A 12464-nucleotide genomic window follows, 5' to 3' on the forward strand; every position below is an offset into this window, starting at 1 on the left:
ATCGCGTGGTGAACGCGCCCCCTTCCGCTCCCTCGGTTCACTCCGAGCGCCTGCCCGGACGGGTGAATAGAAGCGGAGGGTTGGATACACCCTAGGGGTGGGGGAACCGAGGGGGGACCGTGGAGCGGCGGGAACGTGGACCCCGTGACCGCCGCTCCACGGGCGGGAGTTGAGCCCCCGGAGAGGTCTCCGGGGGTGTCGCTCAGGCGAAGACGGCGAGGCTCTTGGCCTTGCCCTTCTGTTCCTCCACGAGCGCCAGGAAGCGGCCCTCGGGGTCGAAGACGCCGACCGCGCCGACGCCCGTGTACTCCTCGGGGATGTCCAGGCGGACGCCGTTGAGCAGCAGCTTGGCCCGCCGCTCGTCCACCGACCAGCGCGGGAACGCGGCCTCGGCGGCCTCGGCGATCGGCATCACGGTCAGCTCCTGCTGGAGCTGCTCCAGGGTCCTGGCCGAGTCCAGCTTGTACGGGCCGACGCGGGTGCGGCGCAAGGCGGTGAGGTGGCCGCCCACGCCGAGGTCCGCGCCCAGGTCGCGGGCGAGCGCCCGGATGTAGGTGCCGGACGAGCAGACCACCGAAACCACCAGGTCCAGGACGGGGGTGCCGTCCTCGGCGACGGCGTCCCGGACGTCGTAGACCGCGAAGGAGGAGATGGTGACCGGGCGGGCGGGGATCTCGAAGTCCTCGCCGTCGCGGGCCCGTTTGTAGGAGCGCACGCCGTTGATCTTGATGGCGCTGACCTTGGACGGGACCTGCATGATCTGGCCGCTGAGCTTGGCGATCCCGGCGTCGACGGCCTCCCGGGTGACCTTCGAGGCGTCGACCGACTCCGTGATCTCGCCCTCGGCGTCGTCGGTCAGGGTGTTCTGGCCCAGGCGGATCGTGCCCAGGTACTCCTTCTCCGTCAGCGCGAGATGGCCGAGGAGCTTTGTCGCCTTCTCGACACCGAGGACGAGTACGCCCGTGGCCATGGGGTCGAGGGTGCCGGCGTGCCCGACGCGGCGGGTGCGGGCGATGCCGCGCATCTTGGCGACCACGTCGTGCGAGGTGAAGCCCGACGGCTTGTCCACGATGACAAGGCCGTCGGGCGTCTGGGGCTTCTGCGTCATTCGGCGGCGTCGTCCTCGTCGTCCTCGCCCGGCTTCTTGTACGGGTCGGCGTCGCCGGCGTAGGCGGCGCCCGCCGAGACCTCGCGGACCTTCTCGTCGGACTGCCGGGCCTTGTCGAGGAGGTCCTCGATGGTCTTGGCGGTGTCCGGCAGGGCGTCCGCGACGAAGGTGAGGGTCGGCGTGAACTTCACGCCGGCCGCGGCACCCACGGCCGAGCGGAGCACGCCCTTGGCGCTCTCCAGCCCGGCAGCCGCCTCGGCCCGCGCCTCGTCGTCCCCGTACACGGTGTAGAAGACGGTCGCCTCCCGCAGGTCGCCCGTCACCCGGGTGTCCGTGATGGTGACGTGCGTGCCGAGCCGCGGATCCTTGATCCCGCGCTGGAGCTTCTTGGCCACCACCTCTCGGATGAGGTCCGCCAGCCTCTTGGCGCGCGCGTTGTCGGCCACTGGTCCGTCTCCTTAGTAACTACGTCTTGCTGCTTGCTTCAGTCTTCGTCGCTGTGGAGCCTGCGTCGAACCGAGAGCAGTTCCACCTCGGGCCGCCCGGCGACGAGTCGCTCGCAGCGGTCCAGTACGTCGGTGAGGTGTCCCGTGTCCCCGGAGACCACCGCGAGCCCGATCTCGGCCCTGCGGTGCAGGTCCTGGTTGCCCGTCTCGGCCACGCTCACCGCGTACTTGCGCTGGAGTTCGGCCACGATCGGACGGACGAGAGAGCGTTTCTCCTTCAGCGAGTGGACGTCGCCGAGGAGCAGATCGAAGGACAGAGTCCCCACATACATGTGTGTCCGGATGTCCCGCCGGTTCGGGGTATGGGCGCCGGTCTTGGACGCCGATACAGGAACCGTACACGCAACGGCCGGGGCCGATCGACGGAATTCTCTCCCCGCCGACCGGCCCCGATCGCGTGCTGTGACGATCAGCCGCGAGGCTTCTCGCGCATCTCGTACGTCGCGATGACGTCGTCGACCTTGATGTCGTTGAAGTTGCCGAGGTTGATACCGCCCTCGAACCCTTCGCGGATCTCGGTGACGTCGTCCTTGAAGCGACGCAGACCGGAGATGGTGAGGCTCTCCGCGATGACCTTGCCGTCGCGGACGAGGCGCGCCTTGGTGTTGCGCTTGACCTCTCCGGAGCGGACCAGGACACCGGCGATGTTGCCCAGCTTGGACGACTTGAAGACCTCGCGGATCTCCGCCGTACCGAGCTCGACCTCCTCGTACTCCGGCTTGAGCATGCCCTTCAGGGCCGCCTCGATCTCCTCGATGGCCTGGTAGATCACCGAGTAGTACCGGACGTCGACGCCCTCGCGCTCCGCCATCTGCGCCGCTCGGCCCGCGGCGCGGACGTTGAAGCCGATGACGATCGCGTCGGAGCCGGTCGCCAGGTCGATGTCCGACTCGGTGACCGCACCCACACCGCGGTGCAGGACGCGGATGTCGACCTCGTCGCCGACGTCGAGCTGGAGCAGCGAGGACTCAAGAGCCTCCACCGAACCGGACGCGTCGCCCTTGATGATGAGGTTGAGTTCCTGCACCAGACCGGCCTTGAGGGCCTCGTCCAGGTTCTCCAGGGAGAACCGGACTCCGCGCCGGGCGAAGTTGGCGTTGCGCTCACGCGCCGCGCGCTTCTCGGCGATCTGACGGGCCGTGCGGTCCTCGTCGACGACGAGGAAGTTGTCGCCGGCGCCCGGGACGTTGGTGAGACCCAGGACCAGGACGGGAGTCGACGGAGTCGCTTCCTCGACGTTGTTGCCGTTGTCGTCGAGCATCGCCCGGACACGGCCGTACGCGTCGCCGACCACCATCGTGTCGCCGATGCGCAGCGTGCCGCGCTGGACCAGGACCGTCGAGACGGCACCGCGGCCACGGTCGAGGTGGGACTCGATCGCGATGCCCTGCGCGTCCTGCTCCGGGTTGGCCCGCAGGTCGAGCGAGGCGTCCGCGGTGAGGACCACGGCCTCCAGCAGCTGGTCGATGTTGAGACCCTGCTTGGCGGAGATGTCGACGAACATGGTGTCGCCGCCGTACTCCTCGGCCACCAGACCGAACTCGGTGAGCTGACCGCGCACCTTGGTCGGGTCGGCGCCCTCGACGTCGATCTTGTTGACCGCGACCACGATCGGCACGTCGGCCGCCTTGGCGTGGTTCAGCGCCTCGATCGTCTGGGGCATCACACCGTCGTTGGCCGCCACCACGAGGATCGCGATGTCGGTCGACTTGGCACCGCGGGCACGCATGGCGGTGAACGCCTCGTGACCCGGGGTGTCGATGAAGGTGATCTTGCGCTCTTCGTCGTTGACCTCGGTGGTGACCTGGTACGCGCCGATGTGCTGCGTGATACCGCCGGCCTCGCCCGCGACGACGTTCGTCTTGCGGATGGTGTCCAGCAGTCGGGTCTTACCGTGGTCGACGTGACCCATGACGGTCACGACCGGCGGACGCGCGACGAGGAACTCCTCGCCACCCTCGTCCTCGCCGAACTCGATGTCGAAGGACTCCAGGAGCTCGCGGTCCTCCTCCTCCGGGCTGACGATCTCCAGGACGAAGTTCATCTCGTCCGCGAGGAGCTTCAGCGTCTCGTCGGAGACGGACTGCGTGGCAGTGACCATCTCGCCGAGGTTCATCATCACGCCGACGAGCGACGCCGGGTTGGCGTTGATCTTCTCGGCGAAGTCGGTGAGCGAGGCACCGCGCGACAGACGGACGGACTGTCCGTTGCCACGAGGCAGCATCACACCGCCGACCGACGGGGCCTGCATGGCCTCGTACTCCTGGCGCCTCTGCCGCTTCGACTTGCGACCACGACGCGCGGGACCACCGGGACGACCGAAGGCGCCCTGTGTGCCACCACGGCCACCCGGACCACCGGGACGACCACCGAAGCCGGGACGGCCACCGCCGCCACCGGCGGGAGCACCCGGACGGCCGGCGAAACCGCCGCCACCGCCACCGGGACCCGCGGGACGACCGGCGAAACCGCCACCGCCGCCACCGGGACGACCGGCGAAGCCGCCGCCGCCACCACCGGGACGACCGCCGCCGCCACCACCGGGACCGCCGGGACGACCGCCGCCGGCACCGGGACCACGGCCACCGGGGCCGCCACCGGGACGGGGGCTACCCGCAGCGGGACGCTGCGGCATCATGCCGGGGTTGGGACGGTTGCCACCGGGGCCACCGCCCGGACGCGGAGCGCCGCCCTGCGGGCGGGGCATGCCGCCCGGGGTCGGACGCGCGCCACCGGGAGCACCCGGACGGGCACCGCCCGCGGCGCCCTGGGGACGGGGACCGCCCTGACCGGCACCCTGCGGACGCGGGGCGCCACCGGGAGCACCGCCCGGGCGGTCCTGGCCGCCGTGGCCCCCGGCCGGTCGGGGTGCACCGGGACGGGGCGCGCCGGGGCGCGCCATGCCGGTGGAACCGCCGGAGGTGAACGGGTTGTTGCCCGGACGGGGACCCGCCGGACGAGCACCGGGGCGTGCGCCCGGGCCGCCGTGGCCTCCGGCCGGTCGGGGTGCGCCGGGACGGTCGCCGCCACGCTCGGGGCGGTCGCCACGACCCTGGCCGCCCTGGCCGGGACCGGCCGGACGGGCAGCGCCCGGACGGGGGGCCTGGCTCGCCGGACGCGGGGCGCCCGGACGGGGCGCGGAACCGGAGCCGCCGGTGGAGGCCGGAGCGGCGGGAGCCGCCGCCGGTGCCGCCGGAGGCGCGGTGAACTCGGGCGCGGTCGGCGCGGGCGAGACCGGGGCGGGCCGCGGCGCGGGCCGCGGGCCCGGACGGGGACCACCGGTGGAGGCCGGTGCGGCGGGCGCGGCCGGGGCTGCGGGAGCCGCGGCGGCGCTCTCGGCGACGACCGGCTTCGGGGCCGGCGGACGCGGCGCGGCGGGGCCCGGACGGGCACCCTGCGCCGGAGAGGGGGCTCCCGGACGGGCCGGGGCAGCCTTGCGCGCGGGGGCGGGCTTGCCGCCTCCGCTGCCCTGCTGGAGGGCGTCTGTCAGCTTGCGTACAACGGGCGCCTCGATCGTCGAGGACGCCGAACGGACAAATTCACCGAGTTCTTGGAGCTTGGCCATGACGACCTTGCTCTCCACCCCGAACTCCTTGGCGAGTTCGTATACCCGGACCTTAGCCACTTCGCTCCTTTTAGGTCCGGGTGCGTCCGGACCGTCGCTACTTCATGGGCGTACTCATCGCGTGCTCATCGAGTGCTCATCGCAATCTCGACCTACTTCCAACTCGCGGAATACCGGGCCGCACGGAGGTTCCGTACGACTCGCTCTTACGGTGTTGCCTGCTCGACGGAGAGACGCAACGCCTTTGTGTCGAGCGTTCCCTGGGCACGCAGCGCCCGTGGGAACGCCCGGCGGCGTACCGCCAGGTCGAGACAGACCAGGGCGGGGTGCAGATATGCGCCCCGGCCGGGCAGCGTACCGCGATGATCGGGGACGCATTCGCCCTCGACCGCCACGATCCGCAGCAGTTCCTTCTTGGCCGCTCGCTCCCGACACCCCACACAGGTGCGTTCAGGGCATGCGCGGGCTCGCGTCCGGCCAGACACGTCTAAGTCTACCTCCCCGCACCGACCTCACCCCTTCGGGGCAAGAATCGAACGGCTGTTGTCGTGATCTAAGCCACTGGCGGCCGAGAACTATTCCCCTGGCTGGTCGGACGGCTGTTCGGTGTCCGGACGGATGTCGATCCGCCAGCCGGTGAGGCGGGCCGCGAGCCGGGCATTCTGCCCTTCCTTGCCGATCGCCAGCGACAGCTGGTAGTCCGGCACCGTCACGCGCGCGGAGCGGGTCGCGAGGTCCACCACCTCGACCTTGGAGACCCGCGCCGGGGACAGCGCGTTGGCCACCATCTCGGCCGGGTCGTCCGACCAGTCGACGATGTCGATCTTCTCGCCGTGCAGCTCGGCCATCACCGCGCGCACCCGGCCGCCCATGGGGCCGATGCAGGCGCCCTTGGCGTTCAGACCGCTGCGGGTGGAGCGGACGGCGATCTTCGTCCGGTGGCCGGACTCACGCGCGATGGCGGCGATCTCCACCGACCCGTCGGCGACCTCCGGCACCTCCATGGCGAACAGCGCCTTCACCAGGTTGGGATGCGTACGGGAGAGGGTCACGGACGGACCCCGCATGCCCTTGGCCACCCGGACGACGTACGACCGCAGGCGCGTGCCGTGCGTGTACTCCTCGCCCGGCACCTGCTCCTGCACCGGCAGGATGGCCTCCAGCTTGCCGATGTCGACGAGCACGTTCTTCGGGTCGCGGCCCTGCTGGACCACACCCGTGACGACATCGCCCTCACGGCCGGCGAACTCGCCGAACGTCACCTCGTCCTCGGCGTCCCGCAGCCGCTGGAGGATGACCTGCTTGGCGGTGGTGGCGGCGATCCGGCCGAAGCCGGACGGGGTGTCGTCGAACTCGCGCGGCTCCTCCCCCTCCTCCAGGTCCTCGGGGTCCTCTTTCGCCCACACCGTCACATGGCCGTTCTCACGGTCGAGCACCACGCGCGCGTGGCGGCGGCTTCCCTCGGTGCGGTGGTAGGCGATGAGGAGGGCCGACTCGATCGCTCCGACCAGCAGGTCGAAGGAGATCTCCTTCTCCCGTACCAGGCCCCGCAGGGCACTCATGTCGATGTCCACGGCTACGCCTCCTCTGCGTTCTCTTCGTTGCTGTCTTCGTTGTCTTCGTGGTCTTCGTTCTTGCTCTTACGGTTGAACTCGACCTGCACGCGCGCCTTCACGACCTCCGCGAAGGCGAGCCGCTTGGCGGTGGGCTTGCGCCCCTTCACGCCGGGCACCTCCACATCGATGCCGTCGTCGTCCACGTCGAGGATCCGGGCGACCAGCTCACCGCTCTCGGCCAACTGGAACCTCACCAGCCGGTCGGTGGCCCGCACGTAGTGACGGTGCTCGGTGAGCTCGCGCTCGGCACCGGGCGTCCCGACTTCCAGGGTGTATTCACCCGCGCCCATCGCGTCGGTCTCGTCGAGCTTCGCGGAGAGCGCGCGGCTCACATCCGCGATCTGGTCCAGATCGGCACCCGTGTCGGAATCGACGACCACGCGCAGCACCCGCTTGCGTCCCACCGAGTCCACTTCGACCTCTTCGAGATCAAGTCCCTGGGAGCTGACGAGCGGTTCCAGCAGTACTCGCAGCCTCTCGCTCTGGGTCGTGCTCATCCGGGTGACTCCTCGGCCGCGTGTGCTGTTGTGGGTAGGGCGCGTGTCTGCTCAAAGGGTATCCGGTCCCGGGGTGTGTTGCCGTCCACCTGCGGACAGACCGGTGCCGGTGACTGGCAGCCATCCGGTGCGCGGGTACCGTGATCACGGTACCCGCGCACCCCTTCCGCCTTTTCGTTCGTACGAGCCCCCGAGGACGATCCGCCGTGCCGTTCCCCCCACCTCCGCGCACCCTCACGGGACCGCGCAGAAGGAGCCTGCTCGCCTCGGCCGCCGGAGCCGCGCTCCTGGTGGGCTGCTCCACCGACGGCGACGACACCGAGAACACCGCGGGCAGTCCCTCGGCCGCCGAACGCGCACGCGCGCGTGCCGCCACCGACAGCGAGACCCTGCTCCGGCACTACGACGCGGTACTCGCCGCCCACCCGACACTCACGGAGCGCCTGAACCCGCTCCGCGCGGAGGTCGTCCGGCACACGACGGCCTTCGGGGGCAGCGATTCCCCGCCATCTCCTACGGCCACTGCCGCGCCGTCGGCATCGACATCGGCTACGGCCGCCGCCGTGCCAGTGACCGCGAGCGACGCCCTGGCCGGGCTGGCGGCGGCCGAGCGGAGCCTCGCCGACAAGCGGGCCAAGGCCCTGCTCGACGTACCGGGCGAGCTGGCCCGGCTGCTGGCCTCGGTGGCCGCGGCCGGGGCCGGACACGCGTATCTGCTGACGGAGGATGCCAAGTGAGCGAGGAGAAGGCCGCCGAACTGACCGCACTACAGGCGGCACTGGCCGCCGAGCACGCGGCGGTCTACGGCTACGGCGTGGTCGGCGGCCGTATCCGCGAGGGCCGGCGCACCGAGGCCAAGGCGGCCTACGACGGACACCGGGCCCGGCGGGACGCGCTGGTCCGGGAGGTACGGGACCTGGGCGGCAAGCCGGTGGCCGCGTCGGCCGCGTACGCGCTGCCGTTCCCGGTACCGGACTCGGCCGCCGCGGTACGGCTCGCCGCCGAGCTGGAGGAACGGGTCGCCGGGATCTACTCCGACCTGGTGCGGGCGTCCACCGGCGCGGTGCGCGGTACGGCCGCGGAGGCCCTGCGGGAAGCGGCGGTCCGCGCGGTGCGCTGGCGCGGCGGGAGCGTACCCTTCCCTGGTCTCGCCGAGCGGGCCGCGACCCCCACGGCCTCGGCGACACCCACGGCGTAACACCGCACCGGGCCGCAGGACCAGCTGAAGGGAACGACTCGCGCATGGCTTTCGAACCGCCGCAGCGTCTGGTGAGGGCGCTCGGTGAGACGGCACCGAGCGGTGACGACTGGTTGGAGAAGCTGCCCGAGGTGGCCCAACAGGCCGTTGATCTACGCGAGTTGACCGCGGAACGAGTACAGGTGCCCGGTGGGCGCAGCAGCCTGGTCGTGCTGGTACGGCGGGCCGACGGGACCCCTGCGGTGCTGAAGCTGGCCCCGCGCCGGGCCCGGCCGGAGAGCGAGCGGGCCGCGCTCGCGCACTGGGGCGGGCGGGGGGCCGTCCAACTGGTCGAGGCGGCGGCCGGTGAGGGTGTGCTGGTGCTGGAGCGGTTGCATCCCGATGTGTCGGTGCGGTCGTTGCCGGAGGCGAAGGCGTTGCTGGAGGCGGCGGGGACGTTGCGGCGGCTGTGGGTGGAGCCGCCTGAGGATCATGTCTTCGAGACCGTGAGCGAGCGGACCGGTCGGCAGGCGGCGGCGATGCGGGGAGCGTCTACGGAGGTGGCACCCCTGGTGAACTCGGCTCTCGAAGCGCGTGAGGAGCTACTGGCCGCGCCGCCTGAGGTGCGGTTGCTGCACGGGACGTTTCGGCAGAGCAAGGTGCTGGCCGGGGATCGGGTGCCGTGGTTGGCCGTGGGGCCGGATCCGGTGGTGGGTGAGTGCGCCTTCGATCTGGCTCGGTTGGTGCGGGATCGGGTGGAGGATCTGATCGCCACGCCATCCGGGGCGTCTACAACTCGGCGACGGGTCAAGCGACTTGCCGAGTCGCTTGATGTGGATCAGGAGCGGTTGCGGGGGTGGACGTTGTTCCGGGCCGTGGAGTCGGGAGTGCGGGCACTGCGCGTGGGGCGGCCTCGGGATGCTGAGTTGTTGCTGGAATTCGCTGGGTGGCTTTAGGTCGCGTTTCATCTGCGGGTGCGTTGTGGCTGGTCGCGCAGTTCCCCGCGCCCCTGGATAGCTGGCGTTAGTTTCAAGGCCAGCACCGGGCAGTCGGACGCTGCTCTGCGAGCCCGTTTCACGGTGCGGGGTGGGATCGGGGACCCGTCCACCAGCGGGTAGCCCCACTCATCCAGAGTGATGTGGTCGGGTAGCAACTCCGCGCACAATCCGTGGCCCTGGCACGCCGTCCAGTCGATGTCGATCTGTTGTTGGTCCATGGTCAGTGGGCCTCGTTCGGGATCGGGAGCAGGGGTGTGGGGTCCGTCGCCGTGCACAAACCCCTTGCGTGGGCGTCGAGTTCGGCCGCGAACGTGGTCAACGCGCTGCGGACCAGGCGGACCGTGCCGTCGGGGTGGTGGCAGGCGCCTCGGCCCTCGATCAGGCCGGACCAACGGGCCACGTCCTGGCGGGTGTTGGACTGGGGGCCGGGCGTGGCCAGGGTGCGGAACGCGGACGCGATGCGCGGAAGGCCGTTGAGGCAGGGGCCGCACTGGCCGGCCGACTGGAGCGCCAAGTAGCGCAGGACGCGGGCGGTTTCGGCCACTCCACAGCGCGTGGTGGGGAGTGCGGCCAGCACACCCGCCCCCAAGTTCCCCGCGTCCAGCGTGCGTTGGGCTGCTTCGGTGGCCGGCATCCACGTGCCGTGGTAGCCGCCGACGAGGACCGCCGACATGCCTTGGAGCGGGAGCAGGCGGTCCAGCGGGAGTCCGAACGGGGCTTCCACGACCCGGACTTCACGGCCCGGAAGATGCAGGGTGCAGAGCGTGCTGCCGGGCTGGGCGGGGGTGCCCGCGCTGCGGAACCACTCGGCGCCGTAGCGGGCGACCAGGGCGAGGTGGGCCAGGGTTTCGACGTTCTGGACGAGCGTCGGCGCCTTGCGCACCCCGCGTTCGCGGACCGGCGGTTGCTGGTGGCGGGGCAGCGGGGCGTTCCCGGAGACGTACTGCGCGAGGGCCGAGGCCTGGCCGGAGAGGAAGCGTTTGGGGAGGCGGATCACCTTCACGTTCAGCGGGTCGTTTCGCTGGGACAGGGCCGACTCCAGATAGGACGCGCCGTCCTCCACCGCCAGGTGGGCCTCCCCCGCGCCGACCGCCCTGGCCGCCAACTGCAGCCCGTCCAGGACGAGATGGGGGGACAGGCGGAGCAGGGTCTTGTCTTTGCGGCTGGCCGGTTCGCCTTCCGCTCCGTTCGCCACGACCACGGGTGCGCGGCCCGTACGGCGGCTCGCGTCGGCCACCGCGACGAGCTTGCGGTACGTCGGGAACGCGGCGCCTCCGCGTCCGGTGAGGCCGGATTCGGCGACTGTTCTCAGGACGGCGTCCGGATCGCCGTAGGACAGTGGGCCGTAGCGCTGTTCGTGGGTGGCGAGGTCGGCCGCGGTGCCGCCGGGGGCGAGGAGGCGGGGGGACATGTAGACGTCGGTGAAGGTGGTCGTGGTCATGAGCGGGCTCCTTCGGGGGTGCGGAGCAGGGCTGCGGGGGTGCGGCGGGCCGCGCGGGCGGAGTGGGCCAGGCGGATGCCGAAGGCGGCGGTCACCGCGGCCACGCAGGAGATCGTCAGCCAGGTCATCCAGTCGGTGCCGGTGTCCGTGCCGATGCCGATGCCGTGGATCAGGGCGATCGGCCAGGAGGCGTACGCCAGCCAGTGGACGGCCCGCCAGGTGCGGTGGCCGATGCGTTCGCGCAGGAGACTGGTGATCAGGACCGCGAGCAGCAGGTCCAAGGCGACCGTGCCGAGGCCGAGCCAGAGCGGCTGGTAGTCGGAGACGAAGGGGACGACCGCGTCCAGGACGGTGATGTTCACGTAGCCGTCGATCACCGCCACCGCGATGTGCAGGGCCAGGAACGCGGTCGCGGAGAGGGAGAGGGTGCGGTGGAGGTTCACCGTGCCGAAGCGGGGCAGGCCGGGGAGCCGGGTGCGCAGGCGGACCGCGATGCCGAGCAGGACCACGACTGTGAACAGGACCAGGCAGACGGCTCCGGTGGCGCGGTTGGCGTACCAGAGGGTTTCGGAGCTCATGCGGCGGCCGCCTGGGAGGTGGGCCAGCCCGGGGTCGTGACGACCGTGCCGTCCTGGGCGACCAGGCGGGCCGGGAGGCCGAGGCGGGTCAGCCAGCGTTCGGCGCCCGCGCCCTTGACCAGGGACGCCGTGCTCGCCGCGTTGGCGTCGGCGCAGGTGGCGGCGGCCACCGAGACCGTGCGCCAGGGGCTGCGGACCGGGAGGCCGGTGCGCGGGTCGACGATGTGGTGCAGTTCGTGGCCGCTGCGGCGCCAGTTGCGGGCGGAGGTGCCCGAGGTGGCGAGGCCGCCGGAGCGCAGGCCGATCGTGGCGTACGTGCCGTGCGCGGGCGTCTCGTCGACGGAACCGGTGACGTCCTGGACGCGGATGTTCCAGCCGCCGGCCGGGGGCTCCCCCGCGACGGCCGTGTCGCCGCCGAGGCTCACCAGGACTCCGCAGCCCGCCACTTGGGCCAGCATCGCGGCGGCCTTGTCGGCGGCCCAGGCCTTCGCGGTGGCGCCGAGGTCGAGGCGGACGCCGGCCGGGACGGTGACCGTGCCCGTCGTACGGTCGAGGTCGATCATGCGCCAGCCCGGGGCGCGCCTCACGGTGAGCCGGACCGGGCGGTCGTCCTCGCGGACGAGGGTGAAGTCGCGGTCGTAGCCGATGGCGTTCATCGCGGAGCCGACGGTCGGGTCGACCGCGCCGTCCGTAGCCTCGGCGGCGCGCAGGGCGACGGCAAGGGCCTCGGCGAGCAGTGGGCTCACGGTGACCGGGCGGCCCAACGAGGCGTCCAGGGCGGCCAGTTCGGAGTCGGTACGGAACCGGCTGCACGCCGCGTCGACCTCGGCGAGGTGCCGGGCGAGGAGCAGGTTGCAGGAGTCCAGCAGGGCCGGGTCGGTGACGACCAGCCGGACTCCGGTGCCGAGGGCACGCCAGTCGGCGGCGGCCGTCGTACGCAGGGTCGTTGTCGTCATCACGAGGCTCCCGACGTGGAGT

General features: G+C 71.6%; 14 protein-coding genes. 3 read left to right on the plus strand and 11 right to left on the minus strand.

What is annotated here, in order from left to right; genetic code table 11:
- Positions 1-202 precede the first annotated feature (202 nt).
- From truB to rimP, 7 genes are all read right to left on the minus strand, one after another.
- Complete coding sequence (gene truB, locus ACWIHT_RS19225) at positions 203-1108, minus strand: tRNA pseudouridine(55) synthase TruB (RefSeq protein WP_456169308.1); 906 nt, start codon at positions 1106-1108, stop codon at positions 203-205.
- Positions 1105-1554: a 30S ribosome-binding factor RbfA gene (gene rbfA / locus ACWIHT_RS19230; protein ID WP_456169309.1), complete on the minus strand. Its 450-nt coding sequence runs from the start codon at positions 1552-1554 to the stop codon at positions 1105-1107. The genes truB and rbfA overlap by 4 nt, the downstream gene beginning before the upstream one ends.
- A 38-nt stretch (positions 1555-1592) precedes the next feature.
- On the minus strand, positions 1593-1886 hold the full coding sequence (locus tag ACWIHT_RS19235) for a DUF503 domain-containing protein (RefSeq protein WP_428951946.1): 294 nt from the start codon (positions 1884-1886) through the stop codon (positions 1593-1595).
- 137 nt (positions 1887-2023) lie between these two features.
- Complete coding sequence (gene infB, locus ACWIHT_RS19240; protein ID WP_456169310.1) at positions 2024-5239, minus strand: translation initiation factor IF-2; 3216 nt, start codon at positions 5237-5239, stop codon at positions 2024-2026.
- Between the two features lie 146 nt (positions 5240-5385).
- Positions 5386-5664 (minus strand): YlxR family protein, encoded by a 279-nt coding sequence (locus ACWIHT_RS19245; protein WP_200714795.1) that lies wholly within the window; start codon positions 5662-5664, stop codon positions 5386-5388.
- A 90-nt stretch (positions 5665-5754) separates the two neighbouring features.
- Positions 5755-6753 (minus strand): transcription termination factor NusA, encoded by a 999-nt coding sequence (gene nusA / locus ACWIHT_RS19250; protein WP_456169311.1) that lies wholly within the window; start codon positions 6751-6753, stop codon positions 5755-5757.
- Positions 6754-6755: 2 nt separating this feature from the next.
- Positions 6756-7292: a ribosome maturation factor RimP gene (gene rimP / locus ACWIHT_RS19255; RefSeq protein ID WP_456169313.1), complete on the minus strand. Its 537-nt coding sequence runs from the start codon at positions 7290-7292 to the stop codon at positions 6756-6758.
- Positions 7293-7498: 206 nt separating this feature from the next.
- Between rimP and ACWIHT_RS19260 the strand changes: the two genes are divergently transcribed.
- Genes ACWIHT_RS19260 through ACWIHT_RS19270 form a run of 3 tightly spaced genes read left to right on the plus strand, consistent with a single transcriptional unit; the run spans position 7499 to position 9425 of the window.
- Positions 7499-8029 (plus strand): hypothetical protein, encoded by a 531-nt coding sequence (locus tag ACWIHT_RS19260; protein ID WP_456169314.1) that lies wholly within the window; start codon positions 7499-7501, stop codon positions 8027-8029.
- Complete coding sequence (locus ACWIHT_RS19265) at positions 8026-8490, plus strand: ferritin-like domain-containing protein (protein ID WP_456169315.1); 465 nt, start codon at positions 8026-8028, stop codon at positions 8488-8490. The genes ACWIHT_RS19260 and ACWIHT_RS19265 overlap by 4 nt, the downstream gene beginning before the upstream one ends.
- Before the next feature lie 44 nt (positions 8491-8534).
- Positions 8535-9425: an aminoglycoside phosphotransferase family protein gene (locus tag ACWIHT_RS19270; protein ID WP_456169316.1), complete on the plus strand. Its 891-nt coding sequence runs from the start codon at positions 8535-8537 to the stop codon at positions 9423-9425.
- Positions 9426-9433: 8 nt separating this feature from the next.
- Here the strand turns inward: ACWIHT_RS19270 and ACWIHT_RS19275 are convergent, their stop codons facing one another.
- From ACWIHT_RS19275 to ACWIHT_RS19290, 4 genes are read right to left on the minus strand one after another with little or no spacing between them, the layout of a single operon-like run.
- Positions 9434-9685, minus strand: coding sequence for a ferredoxin (locus ACWIHT_RS19275; RefSeq protein ID WP_456169317.1), 252 nt, complete (start codon positions 9683-9685; stop codon positions 9434-9436).
- 2 nt (positions 9686-9687) lie between these two features.
- Positions 9688-10908, minus strand: coding sequence for an NADH-ubiquinone oxidoreductase-F iron-sulfur binding region domain-containing protein (locus tag ACWIHT_RS19280; protein ID WP_456169318.1), 1221 nt, complete (start codon positions 10906-10908; stop codon positions 9688-9690).
- A complete protein-coding gene (locus ACWIHT_RS19285; RefSeq protein ID WP_456169319.1) occupies positions 10905-11486 on the minus strand; it encodes a ferric reductase-like transmembrane domain-containing protein in 582 nt (193 codons plus the stop codon). Before ACWIHT_RS19285 ends, ACWIHT_RS19280 begins: the two co-directional genes overlap by 4 nt.
- Entirely contained in the window at positions 11483-12442 is a 960-nt protein-coding gene (locus ACWIHT_RS19290) for an FAD:protein FMN transferase (protein ID WP_456169320.1), read from the minus strand. The genes ACWIHT_RS19285 and ACWIHT_RS19290 overlap by 4 nt, the downstream gene beginning before the upstream one ends.
- Positions 12443-12464 lie beyond the last annotated feature (22 nt).

The sequence above is a fragment of the Streptomyces sp. NPDC002276 genome, from assembly GCF_053891435.1.

Bases quoted from the DNA above. Each gene is read 5' to 3' on its own strand.
- truB (WP_456169308.1), bottom strand. From the start codon at position 1,108: ATGACGCAGAAGCCCCAGACGCCCGACGGCCTTGTCATCGTGGACAAG.
- ACWIHT_RS19285 (WP_456169319.1), bottom strand. From the start codon at position 11,486: ATGAGCTCCGAAACCCTCTGGTACGCCAACCGCGCCACCGGAGCCGTC.
- ACWIHT_RS19270 (WP_456169316.1), top strand. From the start codon at position 8,535: ATGGCTTTCGAACCGCCGCAGCGTCTGGTGAGGGCGCTCGGTGAGACG.
- ACWIHT_RS19290 (WP_456169320.1), bottom strand. From the start codon at position 12,442: ATGACGACAACGACCCTGCGTACGACGGCCGCCGCCGACTGGCGTGCC.
- ACWIHT_RS19275 (WP_456169317.1), bottom strand. From the start codon at position 9,685: ATGGACCAACAACAGATCGACATCGACTGGACGGCGTGCCAGGGCCAC.
- ACWIHT_RS19280 (WP_456169318.1), bottom strand. From the start codon at position 10,908: ATGACCACGACCACCTTCACCGACGTCTACATGTCCCCCCGCCTCCTC.
- ACWIHT_RS19235 (WP_428951946.1), bottom strand. From the start codon at position 1,886: ATGTATGTGGGGACTCTGTCCTTCGATCTGCTCCTCGGCGACGTCCAC.
- rimP (WP_456169313.1), bottom strand. From the start codon at position 7,292: ATGAGCACGACCCAGAGCGAGAGGCTGCGAGTACTGCTGGAACCGCTC.